We start from the raw sequence: 23,336 nt of genomic DNA on the forward strand, positions 1-23,336 counted from the left end.
GTCCATGCGGCAGCCCTCAACTGCGTCCACTATCATGCGCGGATGCGCCGCTCATCTGACATCCTGGCTCTATCGTGGGGGCTGGTCACCGCCGCCCTGACGCTGACGCCCTGGGCCTGGCTGAGCGTGCTGCCGCTGGCGGTCTGGTTACATCACGCCGCTCAGGCAGACACGGCACGGCGGATGGGGGTGGCCGCGTTCGCTTACACAGGGCTGCACCTGTGGTGGATTGCGGTGCTGGCGGCCAAAATCTTTGGTGTTCCCCCGCTGGGAGGGCTGGCGCTGATTCTTTACGCCATTCAGGGGCTCTTTTTCGCGGCGCTGGGCTGGTTGGTTCTGCGATTTTTTCATACGCCCCGTGCCCGACTGTGGGCTCTGGCGGGCGGCTGGGTCATCCTGGAATGGCTACGAACTCTGGGTACACTGGCCTTTCCCTGGCCCACGCTCGGCTATGTCTGGCTGGATACGCCAGTCGCCCAGGTGGCCGCTCTGGGCGGACTGCTGCTGCTGTCCTGGCTGGCCGTGACGACCGCTGTTGCTCTTGCAGACGCCCTGATCACCCGCCGTCCCTGGCCACTGCTCACTCTATTAGGCCTGTTGGGACTATCCACCGCGTATGGGCTGACTCGCCTTCCGGCACAGGGCGAACCAGCCCGTGCCTTCCTGACCCGTACTGAGGTGGACGGCTTTGACCGCTTCAGCGGAGGCTTGCTGCCGGAATTGCTGAGTGCCAGTCAGGACCGCCCTGCAGGCGAAGTGCTGATCTGGTCAGAAACGGCCCTGGATGTGAATGCTGGAGATCAGGTTCTCTTCCCAGGCCCTGGCATCAGCGGGGCACATCTACGCGAAGAGGACTTCGGGCGAAATCTTGCCGTTGCGATTGACAGTGACGGCCAAATTCTGGTCCAGAACGACAAAGGCCGTCCAGTGCCTTTCGGTGAGGCCTTTCCCCTCCAGGACGTATTGGGGCCGCTTTACACCACGCTGGGTGGGCTGACCGGCTTTGACCTGAGCACCAGCATTCGGCCCGCACAGCAGATGATTCCTCTGGTCCTGGAAGGTATTCGCTACGGGGTCTACATCTGCTATGACTCGGTCTTCAGCTGGCCCGCCCGCCAGTTGACCCGCCAGGGCGCAGAGGTGCTTGTCAATGTCAGCAATGATTCCTGGTACGCCGCCGCTGGGGTGCAGCAACATTTCAACATGGGCCGCGTCCGCGCCATCGAGAACCGCCGCTGGGTGCTTCGCTCAGTGCAGCGAGGCTGGGCCGGCAGCGTGAACGATCTGGGACAGCCAGTGCAGGTTCTCAAGGAAGGCACGGGAGGCTTCAGCGCCGAATATCAGCGGCTCACTGGGCAAACGATCTACACTCGCCTGGGTGACGCCCCGGTCCTCCTGCTGGCCCTGGCGCTGATTTTGGGTGCTCAGCGCCTCAACTTGAATTCTGACCTTTCCTTCCAAGTAAAAGAAGTGGAATCCTAGGAAGATGACCAGCACTCCCTCCGGACCGCTATGGACCCGCAGCTTTACCATCTACTGGCTGGCGGGCCTCCAGTCGGTGTTCGGCAATTCACTGACTTCGGTGGTGGTGGCAGTGCTGGTATATGGCATGACCGGGCAGTCCAGTGCCATGGGTCTCACACTGGCCCTGGGATTGCTGCCAGGTCTGGTCAGTCCATTTGCTGGAGTGGTCGTTGACCGGGTCGCCCTCAAGCCCCTGCTGTTCTTAGGAGATTTGCTGCGGGGCTTGCTGGTCCTGGCGCTTGGTCTTGCCCTGCTGGGTGGCGAGGTTTCACTCTTCTGGCTGAATACAGTGGTGTTTCTTAGCGGCCTGATCACAGCTTTTACCACTCCAGCCACCTCGACCCTGTTGCCCCAATTGGTCCCGGAGGAACACCTGGCCCGCGCCAACGGCTTGATGGGTATGGGCCTGCAGAGCGCACAACTGGTGGGGCTGCTGGCGGGAGCAGGCCTGGTGGCCTGGCTGGGCAATCCCCAGACCCTGCTTCTGGACGCCGCCACCTTCCTGATCAGCGCCGCTGCCTATCTGCTTATCCGTCTTCCTGAAAGGGCAAAGGCGCCAAAGGAGGAAAGCTACTGGAGCGCTTTTGTAGCGGGCCTCCAGACTTTACGCCAGTATCCAGGGTTTGCCCTAATTCCAGTGCTGGCCTTTGTCGTGAACGTGGCTTTTGCCCCGGTGCAGATGTTGTTGCCTGCACATATTGAACTGCTGCGGCTGCCAGAAGCGTACTACGGTGTCGCGCTGGCACTCGTAATGGGGGGGATGCTGGCGGGGAGTCTCGGTATTACCGCTATCGGGAACCGTTTCGCTCCAAAGCTAGCGCTTCCGCTGGGGCTGGGAGCCGCTGGCTTATCACTGGCCATGATGGCCCTGAGTCATATGCCCACGCTTTTTTATATGGCGCTGGTACTCCTTGGCTTAGGTTTGGCGCTCACCAATACCGCTATTGCCTATCTAGGCCAGACGGTGATTCCCGCTGAATTCCGGGGACGGGTGTTTGGCCTGATTGGTGCCAGTGGCATGGCCGGAATGCCCCTGGCCATGATCCTGCTAGGTCCTGCCGCCGACGCATACGGGAGTCGCCTACTGTGGCTGGTCGCAGCGGCAGCGGTGCTGGTGAGTGCTGGGGTATGGGTGGTAAAGAGCCGCATTAAGCTTGTCAGTCTGAATGCTTATTGATAACGGCGTAAGTTGGCGTCCATAAGCTGACGGGGCAGGTGAATATAGCGGACCCGCTGCCAGGCGGTGACAAGCCTCTTTTTCAGCGCTCTTATGGAGTGGGCACAAAAGTTCCCCAACACATTGCGCTTGACGTAGGCCCACACCAACTCGATCGGGTTCAACTCTGGAGCATACGGAGGCAGAAAGATCAGAGAGAGGCGTTCGTGGGAACCCACGAACGCCTGGGTTACTTTCGCGTGATGAATTCTCGCATTGTCCAGCACCACGACGATGTTCCCCTGAACTTGGCGCAGGATGTGCCCAAAGAATCGTATGACTTCTCTACTCCGGATCGCTCCGGATATTGTGTGCTGGAAGAATCGTCCATCTGAAGTGATCGCCCCAATCGTTGAAAGCTTCTCCCAGTTTGCTCTGAGCTTGACCAGGGGCGTGACGCCCCTCACCCCCCATGTCCGTCGCTGGACTCCTTTCAGAGAGAATCCGACTTCATCCAGATAGATGATTGTGGCTCCCTCAGCGACCTTTTTTTCCAACTCCGGCAGCACCTGTTCCCGCCAGGATGCGATCCGAAGTTCGTTCCGCTCAGCGGCCCGCCCATCTGGCATCTGTGGGCTGAAACCCAACTTTCGTAGGATTTTGCGGACGTGATCATGGTGGTACCACACATCAAAGTGCCGCCCGATGAGCTCTGCCACACGTTTTGTCGTCCAGGTTTCGTCAGGAAACCCATGCTGCAGAGCACCCTCCTGCAGGAGGGTGCGAAGCTGGTCGTGCTGAGACTCAGTCAGTCGAGCAGGACGACCAGAGCTGACCGTCGCTTGCAAGCTTCCCTTCTTTCTGAGCCGAGCACTCCAAGAAGTCACCGTGAGCACGGAGACGCCAAAGTGAGCAGCGATTTCGCGGTGTGTGTGGCTGCCTTGCTGCAGCCACTCGGTAGCAGCCAGGCGCCGCTCCTCAAGTTGGGCACGAGAATATTGGTTCGGTTGCCATTCCATGGTCCCTGGAGTTTAGCAGCGCATACTTGCGCCGCTATCAATAGTAGGAAGCTTCACTAAGTGAAGGCCAAATAAATGTCTTTCACCCTTTGTATTTTCGGATTTTTTTAGCATCTCATAGGTAAAGTCAATGATTTTTTGTAACTCATCTTCCCTGAGGAGAACTCTAATTCATATGGATATGGCATCCGTATCTCCAGTTTGATCGCCAGCTACATAAAGCGATTTATGTAGTCTTCCTCCGGATGCTTTGATTTCTATACCGGCCTCGTCATAGCTATATTTTTCTGTAAGGGGTTTGGATATGGAAGATGCAAATACCTTATGATCCTCTCCAAAGTCCTAAAGTCCTTTTGAACAAAATCTGTGATTGTGTCGTGGCTGGTTAATGAGAATGGCACCTTATATGAATCAGCAGTCAACTCGTGGTATTTGATTCCTCGACCTTTACGCTTGACTATGCTGCCGACTTGCACCAAGCCGTTAGATTCTAATTGCCTGACTCTGTAGTAAGCAGTATTAAAGTCCACTCCAGCTCGGTTCGCAATGTCACTGATGGTATGGCAGCCAGACCAAAGGGCCGATAAGATTGGTCTGAAGCTGTCAGAGAGTAGTAACCGCCCTTGCTCCGTGGTCTTAACAACCCTACTTGAAAATCTTGCTTCCATTTTAAGTAGAGGATAGCAATACTGTGTTATCTGAGAACGACCTTGAGTGCACGGGTTACCCTCTGGGGGGAGGGGTTCTCAGACTTCACAAAATGTGGCTTCACTAATGAGACATCATGCAACCTACCGTTATTATTATCATCTCGCACACATAATTACAAAATCAGGGCATGTGGCCGATAAGTCGCGTGCCCTGCCCTTTCCCTGATCATTCTTATCTAAGACTGTTTAGGTAAGAATGAGAAGACAAAATATGCTGTGCAGAGCCTTTTGTTAGCTCTGCACAGCATATTTTGCCCCAACCTCTACCCCTCATTTCAATCTGCAAGGGTCTTCTCGTCCATTCTGGAACCTCGAAAATTCCAGGCCTTCTAGGACGGCAACATCAGGATCAGGTCGAGAGATCGGCTTCAGTCTGCATGGTAAAGAACGGCACAGCCCTCGGCAGGACACGCGCAGTAAACGGCGTGGTTTCCACATGCATCTCGCCATCGAATTGAAGTGGGAACGGTTCATCAGCCACCACACGGATCTCGGAAGCCGTAAAGGTTTCAAGATTGTCGCTGAAGGTGGGATCACCAAGATTGAACTTGGCCTTGAGGGAATCCAGGAGGTTTGCCCCTAAACGGAGGATATTGCCTTCTTTGAGGAGAATGACCGTGAAGCGCCCATCGCTAGGACTGATGTCGGAAGCGATGGGAATACGGTAGTTGGCCATGCCCAGATTGGCGATCATCACCCCGATGCCCCTAAAGGTTCGCTCCTGACCGTCTGCGGTGATATGGAAGGTGGTGACTTCCGGGTTGATCTGCCGCATGGCGGCCAGCACATAGGCCATGGTGCCGAAGTTCTTCTTGAGCGGTTCACTTTCTTTGATCATGTTGGCATCTGCACCTGCTCCAGCCAACATGGCAAAGCCTTTGCGCTCATGCGACTCACCGGTTTCCAGTTCACCCAGATCCAGCTCCACGGTGCGGCCCGAGAGCAGCAGTTGCAGCAGGTCCTGTGGTTCTTCGGGAATCTTCAGATTGGCTGCGATCAGGTTGGCCGTGCCTGCAGGAAAGGCCAGCAATGGGATGTCCTGACCACGCATGGCATAAGCCAGTGCGCTGACTGTACCGTCACCACCGGCTCCAATCACTGCAGCGAAATCTCCGAGATCAGACACGTAATCCGCCATAGGCCGCTCTCCCTCCAAGTGACGCTCGGTGAGTGGAATCCCCTGGGCGCGCAGCAGATTCAGCAGATCCGGAAGGGCATGATCCCCCGCACCGCTTTTGGGATTGGCGATGACCAAGACGCCTTTTTCTAGCATGGCAGCGGTGAATTGGGCACCAGTAGACGATCGGGTAGAAGAAACAGTTTGACCTGATGACATTTCGCTCATTAGACTGCAAATTGCGGAGGAATTCACTATGAAACGGACCCTATTTGTATCTTTACTGTTGGGCGGCTCGCTGAGCGCCTGTATGCCCACCCAGCAGGCGGCCCCCCAGCCCACTGCAACCGTCACCCCGGTACTGTATAAGGCTTCTCCATCCGTGGCACGCGGCGGAACCCTGACGCTGCAAGGCCGTTATCTGGGCGGTGCAGACAATTCAGTGGTGCGCCTGGCAGCAGACGCAGACGGCACCGGCGGTTTTGTCTTTCCTAAAACGTCCGTGCAGTCCTGGACCAGCAGCCAGATCGTGTTGACCATTCCGGCCAATGCACCTGTAGGCGGTGGCTGGGTCTTCGTGGAAGTGGACGGCCTGCAGAGTAGTGGTCTACCCTACGCTGTAAGCCAGTAAAATACGCCTGCCGACCAGGCCCCCTTCCTGCTTGGGGGGGCGGGGCCTGGCTGTTGTTGATAGACTCGCCTTTAGTTATGGCGATTCAGCGCCCCAAGGGCACCCAGGACCACCTGCCAGATGGCAGCCCCAAGCAGGGCTTAGACACCCGCGCCGCCGCTTTCCGATTCGTGCGCGAGACAGCGCAGCGTGTGCTGGAGCGGGCCGGTGCACAGCATATCGATACCCCACTCTTTGAAGAAGCCGAGGTCGTGCAGCGCGGCGTAGGCGGCAGCACCGACATCGTCCGCAAGGAGATGTTTACCGTCTATTACTTCGGAGATCACGGCGGCTATGTCCTGCGCCCTGAGGGCACCGCCGGCATTGTGCGGGCGTACCTGCAGAACGGACTCAAGCAGCTGCCCAGTCCACTTAAGCTGTGGCTACATGGCCCCATGTTTCGTGCCGAGAACGTGCAAAAAGGCCGCCTGCGCCAGTTCCACCAAGTCGACTACGAGGCCATCGGCAGCGCTGACCCGCTGGTAGACGCCGAGGCGATTGCCTTGCTGGTTGAAGTGGTCCGTGAACTGGGCCTCAAGCAGGTGAAAGTCAAGCTGGGGTCCATTGGCGACCCAGAGGACCGCCAGCGTTACAACGACTATTTGCGCGGGCTATTCGGGACACACCGTGAGCGCCTTTCGGACGATTCGAAGGACCGCCTGGAGCGCAACCCGATGCGGATTCTGGACTCCAAGAGTGAAACCGATCAAGCCCTCATTGCCGAACTGGGCGTACAACCCATGCTGGACTTCCTGGGCAACGACGCACGCGAGCACTTTGAGCAGGTGCAGCGCTACCTCCAGGACTGGGGCGTGCCCTACGAGCTGGACCCCTCTATCGTGCGCGGGCTGGACTACTACCGCCGTACGGCCTGGGAACTGCACCACGAGGGCGTCGGCGCCAAGTCGGCGCTGTGTGGGGGTGGGCGCTATGACGGACTCGCCCAGGAACTCGGCAGCAAGACGGAAGTTCCTGGCATCGGCTGGGCTTTTGGAATTGAGCGGCTGCTGCTCGCCATGGAAGCGGACGGCGTAGAAATTCCTTGCTCCGAGGGGCCTTTGCTGTACCTGGCCGCGCTGGACACAGAATATGTCCCAGCAGTGGCCAAAGTGGCATTGGATGCCCGCGCGGTGGCCCGCACTGAATTCGCCTACCGGGCCATGAAACCGGGCAACGCCTTCAAAGATGCCGAGCGCCGCGGCGCTGTCTGGGTGGCCCTGGTCGGCTCCGACGAAGTTGCCAATGGCACCCTGAGCCTCAAGAACCTCGTCACCGGCGAACAGCGCCGGGTAGCCCACAACGAACTGATGACCTTTCTGGGGGAGCAAGCATGAAACGAACTGCACGAATCGGAGAACTGACCTCTCAACACGCACACGAGAGCGTCACCTTACAAGGCTGGGTAACGCGGCGGCGTGACCTGGGCGGGCTGATTTTCTTTGAGCTGCGCGACCGCTCTGGTACGGTGCAGGTGCAGGTAGACCCGGCCAGTGAAGCCTTTGCTGAAGCCGACCGCCTGCGCGCCGAATATGTTGTGGAAGTTACGGGAACGTATGGCCTGCGGCCCGAAAGTCAGCGCAAGGGCGGACTGGCGGACTACGAGGTGCTGGCCAACACCGTCACCATTTTGAACCGTGCCAAGACCCCTCCCTTCGAGCTGGACAAGGGCGCGGATGTGGCGGAGGACGTAAGACTGCGCTACCGCTACCTGGACCTGCGCCGTCCGGAAATGCAGCGCAACATGATGCTGCGCTCGCGGACCTGGGCAGCCATTACCCAATTCATGGAGGGCGAGGGTTTCATCAACGTGGAAACTCCACTGCTGACCCGCTCTACGCCCGAAGGCGCACGTGATTTTCTGGTGCCCAGCCGGCTGAACGAAGGCGAGTTCTATGCGTTGCCGCAGAGTCCACAGCTGTTTAAGCAACTGCTGATGATGGCCGGCTACGACCGCTACTACCAGCTGGCCCGCTGCTTCCGCGACGAGGATCTGCGTGCAGACCGCCAGACCGACTTTACGCAGCTGGACATGGAAATGAGCTTCGTGGACCAAGAAGACGTGCTGGAGCTGAACAGCCGTCTGCTGGCCTTTCTCTTCCGGGAGGTGCTGGGACGCGAACTGGAACTGCCCCTCCCCCGCCTGACCTACCAAGAGGCGATGGATAGGTACGGCTCGGACAAGCCGGACCTGCGCTTTGGTCACCCGCTGGTAGACGTGAGCGCGCTGTTTGCCGGCGGCGAGTTCGGGGCGTTTGCGAGCGCTGAGGCGGTCAAGGTGATCGCGGCGCCCGAACTGACCCGCAAGCAGATTGCTGAGCTGGAACGCATCGCCAAGCAACACGGTGCAGGTGGCCTGGCCTGGCTCAAGCGCAGCGGCGAAGGCTTTACGGGCGGCATCTCCAAGTTCGTGGGCGAAATTGCCGCTGACCTGATTCATCAAACCGGCGTGGAGGACGGCGGCACGCTGCTGTTCAGCGCAGGCAGCTGGAAGACGGCGGTAGAAGCCCTGGGCGCCGTGCGCTTGGCCCTGCGTGATCTGTTCGGCTGGACGGTGGGGGGGGCCGACTTCGCGCCACTGTGGGTCACCGACTTCCCGCAACTGGACCTGGACCCCGAAACGGGCCAGTGGACCTACATGCACCACCCCTTCACGGCCCCGCACCCGGACGACGCCACGCTGTTCGGGACCGAGCGGCAAACCGAAATCCGCGCCCAGGCATATGACCTGGTGCTCAACGGTTTTGAGATCGGCGGTGGATCCATCCGGATTCACAATCCCGAAACCCAGCGCGAGATGTTCCGGGCCATCGGTCTGAGCGACGAGGAAGCGGCCGACAAGTTCGGCTTTTTCCTAGAGGCCCTTGAGTACGGCACTCCCCCGCACGGCGGCTGCGCCTGGGGTTTCGACCGCCTGGTGATGGTGCTGAGCGGCGCCGATAGCATCCGCGATGTGATCGCTTTCCCCAAGAACAACCGCGGCCAGGACTTGATGGCAGGCGCCCCCTCGCCGGTGGCCCAAGCACAGTTGGAGGAGCTGGGAATCAACGTTCAGCAGTAAGTGGGTGGCCCTGCCCGATAAGGCGGGGCTTTCTTCAGATTCATCTTGTGAAAAAAAGGTTTAACTATATAAATTGTGAAATAAGTATCTTGCGTCTTTCCTGTGTTGTTTACGGTGTGCTCTGGCGCCGAGGGCTAGACTGGGGCGTGCAACTGGCCGACCTTCCTGTGCTTCCCGTGACCTCCGGCGTGTACATCTTCCGCAAGGGAGGCACGCCCATCTATATCGGCAAGGCGAATAACCTGCGTGGGCGGGTCATGCAGCATTTCAAGGCGGGCGGCAAAAGCGGGAAATTCACAGCCCTGGCCGACGAGCTGGAATTCATTACTACGCGCAATGAGGTCGAGGCGCTGGTGCTGGAGGCCAACCTGATCAAGCAGCACCGCCCGCACTACAACGTGCTGCTCAAGGACGGCAAACACTATCCGTTCCTCAAGCTGACCAATGAGGAATTTCCCATGCTGATCGTCACCCGCAAGGTGCTGAATGACGGCGCGGCCTACTACGGCCCATATCCTGATGCCGGGGCTGTGCGGCGGGTCAAGGGGCTGATCGATACCATGTTTCCGCTGCGTAAGAATTCCGGACTGCCGATGAAGCTTAAGCCTCGGCCCTGCCTGAACTACCACATGGGACGCTGTCTGGCTCCATGTATTCAGGCGGCGGACCCGGCGGCCTATGCTCAGGTGGTGGATGACGTCAAAGCCCTGCTGGAAGGCCGCGCCGCGCCAGTGGTCCGGCGGCTGCGCACAGAGATGGCCGAGGCGGCGCAGCGGCAGGATTTTGAAATGGCCGCGCGGCTGCGTGACCGGACCCAGGCCGTCGAAAAACTGTTTGGCTCTGAGCAGCATGCCTTCATTAGCGAGGAAGCCGACCTGGACTTTCTGGGAGTGGCCCAGGCCGGCGAATACGCGATGGTGCAGCTGTTCCGGATGCGCGGTGGGCGGGTGGTCAGCCGTGACAAGCGCTTTTTGTCTTCCGGTGAGGACAGCACCTCCGGCGAAGTCCTGACCGCCTTTATGCAGGACTACTACACCCAGGCCACCCACCTGCCGCCGCTGGTCCTCTTGCCCACCGAACTGGAAGACATGGCGCTCTGGAACGATTTTCTGACCGAGCGTGCCGGGCACCGGGTCAGCGTGCGGATTCCCCAGCGCGGCGACAAGGTGGACCTGGTCGAGATGGCGCAGCGCAACGCCGGGCACGGCCTGGAATCCGAGTTGGCCGTCCTGGAGCGCCGGGGTGACCATCCCGGCCTGGACGCCCTGCGCGAGGTGCTGGCCCTCCCCGATCGGCCCTGGCGCATTGAAGGGTATGACAATTCCAACCTGTTCGGCACCCACATCGTCTCTGGCATGATCGTGCTGGAAGGTGGACGGGCGCGAAAAAGCGAATATCGCCGTTTCAAGGTGCGCGGCTTGGAACGGCCTGACGACTACGCTGCCATGCGCCAGACCATCTTTCGGCGCTTTACCGGGTCCCTGAGTGACAAGTTGCCACTGCCGGACCTGCTCTTGATTGACGGTGGGCGCGGTCAGGTGAACGCGGCGCTGGACGCCCTGCAAGAAGCTGGGGTGCAGGTGCCGCTCGTAGGCCTGGCCAAGCGCGAGGAAACCATCATTCTTCCCTCGCCGTACGGCGCGCAGTGGTGGCTGACGGGTGGTACGGTGGTTGGGGACGGGAAGGAACTGCTGCTGCCACAGACCCACCCGGCGCTGCGAACCCTGATTCACGCCCGCGACGAGGTGCACCATTACGCGGTGAGCTACAACCGCAAGCTGCGTGGTCAGGCGATGACCGCCAGTATCTTCGATGGTCTGCCGGGCATCGGTCCCAAGCGCCGTGACGCGCTGCTGGAGCATTTCACCAGCCTGGAAGAGATCCGGGCTGCTGAGGTGGAACAAATTGCGGCGGTGCCAGGCGTGGGGATGAAAGCGGCGCAGGCCGTCAAAGAATTTCTACAGTCGCACCTCTGAAGTTACTCGTCGTATGGCTCGGCCACAAAAGCAAACATTCCTGGCCCGGTATGTGCACCGATCACGGAGCCGATCAACTGGGTGCGGCCAGCCCGGATGTTGAGCCCTGAGCGCTGCATGTGGCGGCGCAGCTCATGCAGGCGCTGATGGTCGCGCCCCGCCAGCCCCACAGCTACGCGCACGGGGTCTTTGCCAAAGCGGTCGTATAGGGTGCCCAGAATATTGCGCGCACTCTCACCTGAGCGGACACGGCGTAATGCTTTCAAGTGCCCTTCGCTGTCGAAGCCCAGAATCGGACGCATGTCCAGCAGGTTGCCTACGGCGTATTGCACTGGGCTGATGCGCCCACCACGGCGCAGATAATCCAGGCTGGGTACGGTGAATTCACCATACTGGTCACGGAGCGTATCCACGGCCGCTTGCGCCACACTAACGAGGTCACCGCCCTGGGTACTTTCCCGCTGCGCCGACAGCACGGCGGACGCCAGCAGGACCGACGACACGCCCGAATCCACCACCCGGATGCGGTCCAACTCGTTCAGGGCGACCACGGCTTGCCGGGCATGTTGCACCGTGTTGGAGATACGCGACGAGAGATGAACCGACACCACCGCGTCATAACGGGTCAGCAGATTGCGGTAACACTCCCGAAAGGTGCGGGCTTCTACCGGACGGGTCGCGACGCTTTCTCCAGCTTGCAGACGTTTGTACACTTCATCTGGGTCAACTTCATTCCACTCGCAGAGTGGAGGACGGTCCTGCAGCAATACACTCAGTGGCAGCATGTGTACCCCCATGTCGCTCAGGACGGCAGGGGGTAGGTCACAGGTTGAATCGGTCACCACTGCGATCATCACCTGATCTTAGGCCATCAACGCCTCAGAAAATGTACCAAACTTCTTCACGCTGACGCGGCGCTAAACTGCCCGCATGTCTGATTCCCGCCCTGATCTGTCCCACGCTGACCCACTGAGCATTGCGGTGCTCTGCCATACCGGAGCGGGAGGGTCCGGTGTGGTCGCTACCGAACTGGGTCTGCTGATGGCTTCACTGGGTCATGCGGTGCATTTCGTGGGGGGGCAGGTGCCTTTTCGGTTGTCGCGGCGCTGCGCGGTGCATGGGCCGTACTTTCACCAGATCGGGTCTTTCGCATATGCCCTCTTCGAACAGCCCTATCCGGAACTTTCGGCGGCCAATACCCTCAGCGAAGTGATTCTCGAACAGGGGGTTCAGCTGACCCACGCCCACTACGCCATTCCACATGCCACGGCAGCGCTGCATGCCTATGCCATCACCGGACGCGCGCCGGTCATGACCACCCTGCACGGCACGGACGTCACCTTAGTCGGTGCGGAACCGGCCTTCTACCACACCACCCGGCACGCCATCATGCAGTCGCACCATGTCACGGCCGTATCGCAGTTCCTCGCCGAGCAGACCCGCGAGGTGTTCGACACCGACCGGGAGATTGAGGTGATTTATAACTTTGTGGACCCGGAACGCTTCCGTCCGGTGGACAATCCCCAGCTGCGTGCCAGGTTTGCGCGGGAGGATGAGGCGTTGCTGGTTCACGTGAGCAACTTCCGGCCGGTCAAGCGGGTGCAGGATGTCATTCAGACTTTTGCTGGGGTCCTCAGTGAGCGTCCGGCTCGCCTCCTGATGATCGGGGATGGTCCCGACCGGGCCCCTGCACTGGAGCTCGCCCAGCGCCTCGGTGTGGCGGACCGGGTCAATTTCCTGGGCTCTTTTCCGGATGTGGAAACGGTTCTGGGACTCAGCGACCTGTTTTTGCTGCCCAGCAGCAAGGAAAGCTTTGGCCTGAGCGCCTTGGAAGCCATGAGCTGCCAAGTGCCGGTGGTGGCGGCCCGCGCCGGGGGAATCCCTGAGGTGGTGGTGGACGGCGTAACCGGACGCCTGGCCGACGTGGGTGATGTGGATGGCCTGACCCAAGCGGCCCTGGACGTGCTGGACCGCCGCGCCGAGATGGGCCGCGCCGCCCGTGAGCGGGCCATCGCCCATTTCCACCCTGGCATTGTTGCGCCGCAGTACCTGGCGGCTTATCAGCGTACGCTGGAGCAGTGGCAAAACTAGAGTTTAGGGTGTCAGGCGTGAATCGACAACCTGGCCGCTGTAAGGCCGCACTGCTACAGAGGAACCGAGCGTGACGGCAAAGGCATTCCACCCACTGGACAGCTTGGCCTGATAGCCGTGAGAAGCGGTGACATTGGTAGCGTCCCGGACCCAGACCAGAAACAGTGGCTGGCCCTGGTCGCGCAGCCGCAGCTCACGTAGCGGTTCATTCGGGTCAGGGCGACCATTGCTGTTGCTATCTACGAAGCCATAAGCCCGTAGCTCTTGTCCGGCGGTGGCACGTGACAGCTGGGCTGGGGGAAGCAAGCCAGGCCAGGCCAGTGCGTCGGCATTCAGCGTGGGTACCCGCTGAGGTGTAGCTGTGAGGGCAATAGACCAGCGGCCGTCCTTGACCGGAGATACGCCCACCAACTCTTGAGGCTGGCCGGAGGTGGAGACCGACCATACCCCGACGCTCAGGCCAGGAGGAACCGAGCCAGGCAGCTGACCCTGAAGGGTCAAGGCGCCAGCTCCACCGAGCAAGCTCAGGGCCAGAACGGCAGGAAGGGTCTTACGGACAGTCATGTCCCAACCGTAGCATGAGGCCCTGATGGGAGCCTGATGGCAGCTTCATGGTTGGACCGCCGGGATGATAAAAAAAGCCCCCAGAACGGGGGCCTGAGCAGCAGCTTAACGCTTACTGGTTCAGCGCTTTTTTCACCAGGTCAATGATCTCGGGCATGGTGTCGGCCACTGGCACATTGGCAGCTTTAAAGGCAGCCAGTTTGCTCTCGGGAGTACCGACATCACCCATGATGATGGCGCCGGCATGGCCCATGCGCTTGCCCTTGGGGGCACTGCGGCCAGAGATGAACGCCACGACGGGCTTTTTCATGTTCTGCGCGATGTACTCGGCAGCGGCTTCTTCGTCGGCACCACCGATTTCACCAATAACGACTACAGCATCGGTATCGGGGTCAGCTTCGAACATCGGCAGCACGTCTGCGAAGGTGGTGCCGATGATGGGACCCCCACCGATACCCACGGTGGTGCTGGTGCCCATTCCAGCGTCGTTCAGCAGCTTGGCAGCTTCGTAGGTCAGCGTGCCGGAACGGCTGATCAGGCCGATACGGCCGGGGTTTTGGTAGATGCGGTTGGGCATGATGCCCACTTTGCATTCGCCGTTGGTGACCAGACCGGGGCAGTTGCCGCCGATGAGGCGAATGCCCTGGCCGCCCTGGGCCTTGTTCTCTTCGCTCAGGCGGCTGACTTCTTGCACGGCCTTCATCATGTCGGTGGTCGGCACGCCTTCAGTGATCAGGATGATCAGCGGAATACCGGCATAGGCGGCTTCCAGTACCGCGTCGGCTGCCCCGAAGGGTGGCACGAAGATGATGCTGACATTGGCGTCATGCTGCTCTTTGGCCTCGGCCACCGTGTTGTAGATGGGCCAGCCTTCGAAGTCCTGACCGCCCTTGCCGGGGGTCACACCGGCGACCACGTTGGTGCCGAATTCTTTCATGGCGCGGCTGTGCTTGGCGCCTTCGGAGCCGGTCATGCCCTGCACGATCACTCGGCTGTCTTTACCTACCAAAATACCCATTTACTTGCCCTCCGCAGCGCTATTGGCTTCTTTGGCAGCTTCTTCGGCAGCCTCAAACATGGTGGGGTACATCTTGATCAGGTCGCTGCTCTTCTCGTTCAGCAGCGCCTTGGCTTCGTCCTCGGCGGTTCCGGCGATGCGCATACGGACCGGCTTGGTCAGGATGCCCTCGTCCAGCGCCTGAATCACGCCTTTTGCCACTTCATCGGCGCGGGTGATGCCACCGAAGATGTTGATGAAGATGCTCTTGACGTCGGGGTCTTTGCTGACCAGTTTGACGGCGTTATACACGACGTCGGCTTTGGCGCCACCACCGATGTCCAGGAAGTTGGCGGGCTTGGCTCCGGCGCGGTTGACCACGTCCAGCGAGGTCATCACGATACCGGCGCCGTTGCCCAGCACACCGCCGTTGCCGTCATCCAGCTTCACGTAAGCGAAGCCGTACTCGCTGGCTTCGACTTCCAGGGGGTGCTCGGCTTCCAGCTCGCGCCAGTCAGCGAGGTCGCGGTGACGGAACATGGCGTTGTCGTCCACCTCGAATTTGGTGTCCAGCACCATCGGGGTGCCGTCCGCGTCTACGAACAGCGGGTTGATCTCGACCAGCACGGCGTCGCGCTCAAAGGCGGCTTCGCTGAGCTTGACCATCATATCGGCGATCTTGTTCAGGTTGCCTTTGAATCCGGCCTTCAGGGCGATATCGCGGGCCTCAAAGGGGCGCAGGCCGGTGATGGGGTCCACGCGGTGGTGGATGATCTTCTCAGGAGTAGCTGCAGCTACTTCTTCGATGTCCATGCCGCCTTCGCTGGAAGCCATCAGGGTGTAGGAGCCGACGTTGCGGTCCACGATCATGCCGACGTAGTACTCGGTCCCGGCGTCGATGTCCACCGCTTTGGTCACCAGCACCTTGTTGACGGTGAGACCTTTGATGTCCATCCCAAGGATGTTCTGGGCATTTTCATAGGCCTTTTCAGGGGTGGGGCTGAACTTCACGCCGCCCGCTTTGCCGCGTCCGCCGACATGGACCTGGGCCTTGACGACCACGGGCTCACCGAATTCTTCCGCAATGGCGCGGACTTCTTCGGGGGTGTGAGCGAGGCGGCCTTCCTGAACGTTGGCGCCAGCGCGGCGCAGCAATTCGCGGCCTTGATATTCGTGTAATTTCACGTTGCTTCCTCCGAGGTGGCTTACGGCCACACATGAGTTTTGGGATGTCCCGATAGACGAGTATAGCGGCTGTTTCTTAGGTCGGTGCCTGTCTCCGTCCTGGGGACAAGGGCCGTGCTAGCGTGAGCAAATGCAACAACGACTCGAACGAATCAGGGCGGCCCTGGGCCGTGAGGGGACTCAGGCGCTGTGGGTGTCCAGCCCGGCCAGTGTGCGTTATTTGAGTGGCTTCACCCACCCCGAAGACGGCCGCATGCTTATTACCCCTACGCAGGCGGTGCTGTACACCGACAGCCGCTACACGGTACAGGCCAGGGAGGACGTGAATGAGGGTGTAGAAGTGGTGATTGCCGCACCCCAGAAAGCCCTGGAAGACGCCGCGCCCAAAGTGGAAGGAATGAAGGTGGCTGTCGAGGGGACTCACCTGACGGTTTCTGCTCTGGAGAAACTCAAGGAAGCCTGGAAAGTGCAGCTGCACCCCAGCGAGGGCGTGGTGGAAAACCTGCGCCTGATCAAGGCTGAGGATGAAGTGGAGGGTGTAAGGGCTGCCCAGGATCTGGCTGACCGCGTCTTTGCCGCAGTACGTCCTCAGATCAAGGCCGGTGCGCGTGAAGTGGATGTTGCCATTGCGCTAGAGCAGGGGCTGCGGCAGGCTGGGGCCACCTCGGCCTTTGATGTGATCGTCGCCAGCGGGGTGCGCGGTGCGCTGCCACACGGTACAGCCAGCGACAAGGTGATCGAAGATGGCGACCTGGTCACGGTGGACTTTGGCGCCAACCTGAACGGCTACAACTCCGACATGACCCGTACGGTGGCCGTGGGTCAGCCCTCGGACGAACTGAAACGTATCTACAACGCGGTGCTGGAAGCCGAGGAAGCGGCGGTTCAGGCCATCAAGCCTGGCATGAAGGCTGGCGATCTGGACGCGGTGGCCCGCGACATTCTGGAAGGTCATGGCTTGGGTGAAGCTTTCGCGCACTCGCTGGGTCACGGGGTGGGCCTGGTCGTTCACGAAGGCCCCCGTCTGTCCAAGGGCAGTGAGGATGTGCTGAAGCCTGGCATGGTGATTACCATTGAGCCGGGTGCTTACGTTGAGGGCCTGGGTGGTGTGCGTATTGAAGACCTGGTGCTGGTCACTGAAGACGGCTACGAAGTGCTGAGCCACTCGCCCAAAGAGCAGGTCTGATTCTCCCCTTTCCGGCCCTGAGCTGATGGGCCGGAGTGTTAGGATGGTCCAGGCCCGGTGGGGCGTTTGCAGCGTATGCTGCCCTCACCATTATTTCCAAGGAGGAAACGAATTATGACGACCGAAACTGCATTGCTGACGCTGGATACCCTCGCCAACTACCTCAAGGAGCGCGATGTTCAGCTGGAAATGGATCAGAACCCCGAAACCGGCCAACGCTTTATTCGCATGGGTTGGCGCTTTGAAATGGGCGACGCCGCTGTGTTGGTCTCTGTGAATGATGGCCCCCAGAACACCAGCCGTCTGGAAATCACCTGCGTGACCCAGAAGACCTACGAAGGTCGCATGCAGGAAGTCATGGAAATGCTGAACCTGCGTAACCGCGAGCGGGCCTTTAGCCGCAGCATCGACCAGCAGGGCAACGTCTGGCTGGAGTATGTGGGCTTCTACCCCACCCTGGCCGAGATGCCCCAGGAAACCTTCGATACCCTGTTTGGTGGCGTTCTGATGCACTTCCAGGATGATTACGCCGCGCTGGAGGGCGTGCAGCTACAACCTCAGCAGCCTCAGGCCTAAGGACTCATTTTTCTCATTTTTGCGGCCGCAGGGCCGCTTTTTTTGATTTGTATATTGTTCTCTATTAATTCTTCCTCTATTTTGTAAATCGCGTAGTACAAATTTGAGACTATTCGATACTGAAGGGCTCTCCAGTCACTTTAGCGGCGCTGCCGGAGGGCTTCGTACAGTACGACGGCGGCAGCGGTAGAGACATTCAGACTGTCTGCCTGGCCGCGCATGGGGATCGAAACGGCGTATTCAGTTGCTCGCCACTCAGCAGGCAGACCGGCATGCTCGGTTCCCAGCAGCAGAGCCACCCGTCCAGTCAAATCAGCGTCCCAGAGGGTCTGCGGCGCATCTGGGGTGCAGGCCACCAAACGGAACCCCTCCTCTTCCAGCCAGGTCCACGCCTCCGCTTCTTCAGCCTGCACCAAGGGCACATTGAAGACACTGCCCTGCGAAGCCCGGATCACGTTGGGGCCAAATACATCTGCGCCCCGTCCCAGAACCAGCACGCCATCTGCACCCACACCGTCGACTGTCCGCAGAATAGCCCCGACATTTCCCGGTTTTTCCAGGCCGTGCAGCACCACAATCAGTGCGGACGACTCCAACTGGGGCCAGCACGCCTGAGGTGCGTCAGCCAGCATCAAAACACCGTCGGGATGCTCGCGGCCACTGACCTTGGCGAAGGCTTCGCGGCTCAGGTCGGTGGCCTCAGCCAGTTGAGCTGCCAGCGCCGCTGCTTCGGGGCTGAACAGCGCCGGGCAAAGGTACAGCTCCTGCGCGGCCCAGCCAGCGGCCAGCGCGCGGGCTGTCTCGCGTGCTCCTTCGATCAGCACGGCCCTCTCCTCCTCCCTTGCTCGGCGGCTGCCCCTGAGCCGGACCAGGCGCTTGACAGTAGGGTTCTGGGTGGAGGTGATGACGGGGGCGGGCATGGGCCACACTATGCCGCATTTTTGACTTTTTTACTCTTCAGAGCTAGTTTGTAATTCGCAGATTACTCTCTCGTCGTCTCTTTGTCCGAGTTACGATTGGGGGGCATGCCCAACCTCCTAGATTTCGGTGAAATGGCGCGTGGTTGGATCCTTGAGGCCGCGCATCTGGTCGCTACCCTGGCAGAACTGGCCGCAGTAGTGATCGTGGTCGCAGCCTTGCTGGAGGGCCTGTGGCGCTCTGCCAAAGTGTTTATGCAGCGCGACCAGGTGCCGGATGAACTCAAGGAATCGCTGCGGCTTCAGCTGGGCCGCTGGCTGGCAATTGCTCTGGAATTTCTGCTGGCCGCCGACATCATGCTCACTGCTGTGGCACCCACCTGGGAAGAAATCGGCAAGCTGGCGGCCATCGCCACCATCCGGACGGCACTGAACTTTTTCCTGCAAAAAGAGATTGAGGCGCATGAGCAGCGGCATGGGCGCACCACGCACCCGGACCATACCTGAAGCCCGCCCCTGAACTAAGCTAGGGGTATGAGCACTGCATTTATCGGCCTGGGCGCCATGGGCTACCCAATGGCCCGCCACCTGGCTGCCCAGGAAGACACCCTGGTCTGGAACCGCACCTTTGCCCGCGCTGAGGCGCATGAAGCCGAATATGGCAGTGAGGCCCGGCCCCTGACGGAGCTGGCCCAGGCGGACATTATCTTCAGCTGCTTGCCGACCAGCACCGAGGTCTGGGAGGTGCTGCGCGCGCTGGACGGCTACCTGATGCCTGACACCGTCTGGGTTGACTGTACCAGCGGCCATCCCGCCGAGGCACCACGGCAAGCCGCCTGGCTCAAGGAGCGCGGCGTGGCGTGGCTGGACGCCCCCGTTTCAGGCGGCGTGGCGGGCGCGGAGGCCGGAACCCTCACGGTGATGGTCGGCGGTGACGCGGCAGCGCTGGAGCGGGTACGGCCCCGGCTGGCCTTTGCCGGCAAAACCGTGCATGTGGGCGGCGTCGGAGCCGGATTTGCGGTCAAGGCCGTCAACAATACGCTGCTGGCCGTCAACCTCTGGGCCGCCGGCGAGGGGCTGGCTGCTCTGAAGGCTGCAGGGGTAGATCTGAGCGCTGCCCTGGACGTGATCAATGCATCGTCGGGCCGGTCCAACGCCACCGAGAATCTGATTGGACAGCGGGCCCTGACCCGCGAGTTTCCGGCCACCTTCGCCCTAGGGCTGCTGGCCAAAGACGTGGGCATTGGGCTGGACCTGGTCGCCACGCACAAGGGCAGCGCTCCCCTGCTCGGCCAGACCGCTGGGCTGTACCGCGCGGCTGAGCGGATGGTCGGCGCGGCTGAGGACCATACCGCCGCACTCAAGCTGATAGAACAGATGAACGATGTGGAGCTCACATGACTGATCCTCAATTTTCGGTGGCCACTGACGGTGGCCTGGACGCCTTCAGCGGCCTGAACAACGCGGTGCCGGTCGCGCCTTTCTCGGTGAACTTCGGTGACGAGAGCCACGCCATGCACGAGCTGCCCAGGCGTGAACTGATGGACCGGATTCTGGCTGGTAACCCCCACCCCAGCACCTCGCAGCCCACGCCACAGGCCTGGATGGACGCCTACCGCGAAGCAGCCGAGCACAGTTCCAAGGTGGTGGCGCTGACCATCAGCCCCGGTCTTTCGGGCAGTGCCAACGCTGCCGAGCAGGCCCGTGAGTTGTCAGGGTTGGATGTCACGCTGCTCAACTCCGGCAGCCTGAGTGCGGCGCAGGCCTTTGTGCTGCACGCCCTGAATGCCGCTGCCGAGCGCGGCGAAAGCCTGGACACCGCCCAGCGCTGGGCCGAAGAGGTGCGCGAGGAGACTGAGCTCTACTTCACGGTCGAGACCTTAGAGTTCCTGAAGCGCGGCGGGCGGATCGGGAAGGTACAGGCGGCGCTTGGGGGACTCCTGAACCTCAAGCCAGTCATCACGGTGGAAAAACCGGCTGGGATCTATACCACTGTCGCCAAGGCCCGGGGGTACAAAGGCGCGATCCGCGAGATCGCCGCGCAACTGACGCGCCGCTACGGTGAGGGTACTCCGCTACGGCTGGGCCTGCTGGAAGGCTCACACCCTGAGGACACCGATCTGCTGCGCTCTGAGATTGCGGCGCGTCATCCGGTCGTCTGGGAAGGCCGCGCTGGGGTCAATGGCGCGCTGATCGTCCATACCGGACCGCGGGCCTGTGGGGTGGCGGCCGCGCCAGGAGCCTGGCCTTGGGAGCGCTAGCGGTTCAACTGCTCGGTGCCGAACATCCGCTGGCAGGAGAATGGCTGCGTTGGACAGCCTGGCATCCTGAACTGCGGGTGACCGCCCTGGTGGCTCCAGCGAGAGCGGGCGACACGGCTGAGGAACTGCACCCCTCCTTGTTCGGCTGGCGTGGCCTAGCCGCACAGACGGAAGCTGGCTCTGCCGACGTGACGGTCATCCTGCCGGACTGGGATAGAGCGGTGCCGCCAGATGCCGGGCAACAGGTAGATTTTCGGTCGGGAGCCAGCGGCGCAGCGGTCTTGCCGGAACTGAGAGGACCGTCCGATCTGACTCTACTTGCAGGACTGCCACCCCGCACGCTGGCAGCGGCGCTGGCGCTGGAACCTCTCCTTCAGGGCCGGGTGGTGTCCCCACGTGAACCCATTGGGCACCGGCTGAGCGGGGAGGAACTGGCGGCGCTGCGCCCGCTCCTGAGGGGGCACTTCAGCTTTGAAGCATGGGAGGGCGAGGGCCTGCGGATTCCCCTGTTCGAGGGCTACTCGGAACACGATGCGCTGGCCGCCTACCGGGACACGTTCAGGGGCCACCCCTGGGTACGGCTGCGGCGCGACCTCCAAATCCCTCAGGGTGTCGAGGGAAGCCCGGCCTGTGAGCTGAGCCTACGCGTGCTGGAACGCGAGGACCCGGAGATTCCTATTCCGCTGCTGGGCGTCACTTCCGCGCTGGACCCCTGGCCTGCACTGGCAGCGCGGGGAGTGGCGGCGCTGAACCTGTCGCGGGGCTGGCCAGCCCTGCTGGGCCTGGTGCCGGAGGCCTGAACAATGTTGCCTGCTTGACAGTTTGCCTGGGCCGCCCTACACTCGCTGAAATGCCACAGCTCAACGCCAACGATAATGACGATCCCACCTAGGGGACGTCGTTACGCTGCTGTTCGCGCCCCCGCCCCGAAACACGGAGCGGGGGCTTTCCTTATCTCACCTCATTCATCTGCCACAGGAGCCACCCACCATGACCACCGAACCTACTCAGGCCGCCCCCGTCCTCCCCCGTACCTTTATCCGTGAGCTGGCTCAGCATGTTGGGCAGACTGTACGGCTGCGCGGCATGATCCTCTCGCGCCGCGATCTGGGGGGGATCCAGTTCGTGACTCTGCGTGACGCGGGCGGCGCCGTGCAGTGTGTCGGCGACCAGTTGAACCTGGACCTGCCCCTGCCGGAAAGCAGCGTAGAAATCATAGGGACCGTGCGCCCGCACCCCAAGCGCGGGGGCGAGGTCGAAGTGCAGATGCAGGCCATGACAGTCATTGCCGCCGCGGCTGAACCTACGCCAGTCGAGCTGCCCAAGCTGGAGCGGGTTCACGCCGACACCCTACTGAACCACCGCGCCGTGACGGTGCGTGGCCTGAAGGAGCGCGCGGCGCTGCGGGTTCAGGCCGAACTGCTGGCGGGCTTCCGCGAAACCCTGTCAGGCATGGGCTTTACCGAGATCAGCACGCCCAAGATCGTGGAGGCCGGGGCCGAGGGGGGCGCTGGCCTCTTTACGGTGGACTACTTCGGGGAACCCGCTTACCTGGCCCAGAGCCCGCAGCTGTACAAGCAGATGATGGTGGGAGCTTTCGAGCGGGTGTTTGAGGTGGCTCCCGTCTTCCGGGGCGAGTCGCACAACACCAGCCGCCACCTGACCGAGTACCTCAGCCTGGACGCTGAACTGGGTTTTATTGATTCGGAAGAAGACGTGATGGACGCCGAAACTGAGGTGCTGCGCGGGATGCTGGCCCGCGTGCAGGAGCGCTGCGGCCCCGAACTGGCCCTGCTGGGCGCAGAGCTGCCGCAAGTCCCAGAGCGCATCCCCCGGATTCCCTTGCTGGAAGCCCGCGCCACGGTGGAGCGCGAGTTCGGACACCTGGTGGGCGGCAAGGACTTGGACCCTGAAGGCGAGCGGCTGCTGGGCGAGTGGGCGGGGCGTGAACTGGGCAGTGATTTTGTGTTCGTCACCAAGTTTCCGCAGGCGGCGCGGCCCTTTTATACCCACCCGGACGGTGAGATGGACGGCGTGCCGGTGACACGCGGTTTCGACTTGCTGCTGCGTGGCCTGGAAATCACGTCGGGCGGACAGCGTATCCATGACCCGGAAATGCTGCGCCGGAGCATCGAGGCGTATGGCCTGAACCCCGAGTCGCTGCGGGCCTACGCGGAGGTCTTCCGCTATGGGATGCCTCCACACGGCGGCTTCGCCATCGGCGCCGAGCGGCTCACCGCCCTGCTGCTGGGCCTGAGCAACGTGCGGATGGCGCGGGCATTTCCGCGTGACCGCACCCGCTTGCAGCCCTGAACCGAGCATGGATCAC

The 23,336-nt window shown here is 61.2% G+C and carries 22 protein-coding genes; 14 read left to right on the top strand and 8 right to left on the bottom strand.

The window, feature by feature from the left end:
- Nucleotides 1–42: 42 nt before the first annotated feature.
- A complete protein-coding gene (gene lnt, locus LMT64_RS04360; protein WP_126351663.1) occupies nt 43–1,482 on the top strand; it encodes an apolipoprotein N-acyltransferase in 1,440 nt (479 codons plus the stop codon).
- Between the two features lie 4 nt (nt 1,483–1,486).
- The gene (locus LMT64_RS04365) at nt 1,487–2,701 is read left to right on the top strand and encodes an MFS transporter (RefSeq protein ID WP_126351664.1); all 1,215 of its coding nucleotides are present in this window, start codon (nt 1,487–1,489) and stop codon (nt 2,699–2,701) included.
- Here LMT64_RS04365 and LMT64_RS04370 read toward each other — a convergent pair.
- From LMT64_RS04370 to LMT64_RS04375, 3 genes are all read right to left on the bottom strand, one after another.
- A complete protein-coding gene (locus LMT64_RS04370) occupies nt 2,695–3,699 on the bottom strand; it encodes an IS630 family transposase (RefSeq protein WP_229253120.1) in 1,005 nt (334 codons plus the stop codon). The genes LMT64_RS04365 and LMT64_RS04370 overlap by 7 nt on opposite strands.
- A gap of 257 nt (nt 3,700–3,956) precedes the next feature.
- Nucleotides 3,957–4,367 (bottom strand): ArsR/SmtB family transcription factor, encoded by a 411-nt coding sequence (locus tag LMT64_RS14255; RefSeq protein WP_126351670.1) that lies wholly within the window; start codon nt 4,365–4,367, stop codon nt 3,957–3,959.
- Between the two features lie 391 nt (nt 4,368–4,758).
- Complete coding sequence (locus LMT64_RS04375; protein WP_170165943.1) at nt 4,759–5,682, bottom strand: diacylglycerol/lipid kinase family protein; 924 nt, start codon at nt 5,680–5,682, stop codon at nt 4,759–4,761.
- Nucleotides 5,683–5,782: 100 nt separating this feature from the next.
- Here LMT64_RS04375 and LMT64_RS04380 point away from each other — a divergent pair, with 100 nt between their 5' ends.
- The 4 genes from LMT64_RS04380 (at nt 5,783) to uvrC (ending at nt 11,230) form a co-directional block, all read left to right on the top strand.
- Nucleotides 5,783–6,157 carry an IPT/TIG domain-containing protein gene (locus LMT64_RS04380; protein ID WP_126351672.1) on the top strand — a complete coding sequence of 125 codons (375 nt, stop codon included), beginning with the start codon at nt 5,783–5,785 and terminating at the stop codon, nt 6,155–6,157.
- 77 nt (nt 6,158–6,234) lie between these two features.
- Complete coding sequence (gene hisS, locus LMT64_RS04385; RefSeq protein ID WP_126351673.1) at nt 6,235–7,530, top strand: histidine--tRNA ligase; 1,296 nt, start codon at nt 6,235–6,237, stop codon at nt 7,528–7,530.
- Complete coding sequence (gene aspS, locus LMT64_RS04390; protein ID WP_126351674.1) at nt 7,527–9,254, top strand: aspartate--tRNA ligase; 1,728 nt, start codon at nt 7,527–7,529, stop codon at nt 9,252–9,254. Before hisS ends, aspS (LMT64_RS04390) begins: the two co-directional genes overlap by 4 nt.
- Before the next feature lie 146 nt (nt 9,255–9,400).
- Complete coding sequence (gene uvrC / locus LMT64_RS04395; protein WP_126351675.1) at nt 9,401–11,230, top strand: excinuclease ABC subunit UvrC; 1,830 nt, start codon at nt 9,401–9,403, stop codon at nt 11,228–11,230.
- Nucleotides 11,231–11,232: 2 nt separating this feature from the next.
- On the opposite strand, the gene LMT64_RS04400 is transcribed toward uvrC, so the two are convergent.
- Entirely contained in the window at nt 11,233–12,084 is an 852-nt protein-coding gene (locus tag LMT64_RS04400; protein WP_126351676.1) for a DegV family protein, read from the bottom strand.
- A gap of 76 nt (nt 12,085–12,160) precedes the next feature.
- Between LMT64_RS04400 and bshA the strand changes: the two genes are divergently transcribed.
- A complete protein-coding gene (bshA, locus tag LMT64_RS04405) occupies nt 12,161–13,321 on the top strand; it encodes an N-acetyl-alpha-D-glucosaminyl L-malate synthase BshA (protein WP_126351677.1) in 1,161 nt (386 codons plus the stop codon).
- Nucleotides 13,322–13,324: 3 nt separating this feature from the next.
- Here the strand turns inward: bshA and LMT64_RS04410 are convergent, their stop codons facing one another.
- From LMT64_RS04410 to sucC, 3 genes are all read right to left on the bottom strand, one after another.
- Nucleotides 13,325–13,885: a hypothetical protein gene (locus LMT64_RS04410; protein WP_126351678.1), complete on the bottom strand. Its 561-nt coding sequence runs from the start codon at nt 13,883–13,885 to the stop codon at nt 13,325–13,327.
- A 112-nt stretch (nt 13,886–13,997) separates the two neighbouring features.
- A complete protein-coding gene (gene sucD, locus LMT64_RS04415; protein ID WP_229253385.1) occupies nt 13,998–14,903 on the bottom strand; it encodes a succinate--CoA ligase subunit alpha in 906 nt (301 codons plus the stop codon).
- Complete coding sequence (gene sucC, locus LMT64_RS04420) at nt 14,904–16,067, bottom strand: ADP-forming succinate--CoA ligase subunit beta (RefSeq protein WP_126351680.1); 1,164 nt, start codon at nt 16,065–16,067, stop codon at nt 14,904–14,906. It lies immediately after the preceding gene.
- A gap of 130 nt (nt 16,068–16,197) precedes the next feature.
- Between sucC and LMT64_RS04425 the strand changes: the two genes are divergently transcribed.
- Together LMT64_RS04425 and LMT64_RS04430 are read left to right on the top strand one after the other, a co-directional pair.
- Complete coding sequence (locus LMT64_RS04425) at nt 16,198–17,253, top strand: M24 family metallopeptidase (protein WP_126351681.1); 1,056 nt, start codon at nt 16,198–16,200, stop codon at nt 17,251–17,253.
- 114 nt (nt 17,254–17,367) lie between these two features.
- Nucleotides 17,368–17,829 carry a YbjN domain-containing protein gene (locus tag LMT64_RS04430; protein ID WP_126351682.1) on the top strand — a complete coding sequence of 154 codons (462 nt, stop codon included), beginning with the start codon at nt 17,368–17,370 and terminating at the stop codon, nt 17,827–17,829.
- Nucleotides 17,830–17,969: 140 nt separating this feature from the next.
- On the opposite strand, the gene LMT64_RS04435 is transcribed toward LMT64_RS04430, so the two are convergent.
- On the bottom strand, nt 17,970–18,749 hold the full coding sequence (locus LMT64_RS04435) for a TrmH family RNA methyltransferase (protein WP_126351683.1): 780 nt from the start codon (nt 18,747–18,749) through the stop codon (nt 17,970–17,972).
- A gap of 105 nt (nt 18,750–18,854) precedes the next feature.
- Between LMT64_RS04435 and LMT64_RS04440 the strand changes: the two genes are divergently transcribed.
- From LMT64_RS04440 to aspS (LMT64_RS04460), 5 genes are all read left to right on the top strand, one after another.
- Nucleotides 18,855–19,253: a DUF1622 domain-containing protein gene (locus LMT64_RS04440; RefSeq protein WP_324295871.1), complete on the top strand. Its 399-nt coding sequence runs from the start codon at nt 18,855–18,857 to the stop codon at nt 19,251–19,253.
- A gap of 27 nt (nt 19,254–19,280) precedes the next feature.
- Nucleotides 19,281–20,147 (top strand): NAD(P)-dependent oxidoreductase, encoded by an 867-nt coding sequence (locus LMT64_RS04445; RefSeq protein ID WP_229253386.1) that lies wholly within the window; start codon nt 19,281–19,283, stop codon nt 20,145–20,147.
- Complete coding sequence (locus LMT64_RS04450) at nt 20,144–21,007, top strand: DegV family protein (protein WP_126351685.1); 864 nt, start codon at nt 20,144–20,146, stop codon at nt 21,005–21,007. Before LMT64_RS04445 ends, LMT64_RS04450 begins: the two co-directional genes overlap by 4 nt.
- Nucleotides 20,995–21,807 (top strand): hypothetical protein, encoded by an 813-nt coding sequence (locus LMT64_RS04455; RefSeq protein ID WP_229253387.1) that lies wholly within the window; start codon nt 20,995–20,997, stop codon nt 21,805–21,807. Before LMT64_RS04450 ends, LMT64_RS04455 begins: the two co-directional genes overlap by 13 nt.
- Before the next feature lie 190 nt (nt 21,808–21,997).
- Nucleotides 21,998–23,320, top strand: a complete 1,323-nt coding sequence (gene aspS, locus LMT64_RS04460; RefSeq protein ID WP_126351687.1) for an aspartate--tRNA(Asn) ligase — start codon at nt 21,998–22,000, stop codon at nt 23,318–23,320.
- The last annotated feature ends 16 nt before the right edge of the window (nt 23,321–23,336 follow it).

Source organism: Deinococcus radiophilus (genome assembly GCF_020889625.1).
Classification (GTDB): domain Bacteria; phylum Deinococcota; class Deinococci; order Deinococcales; family Deinococcaceae; genus Deinococcus; species Deinococcus radiophilus.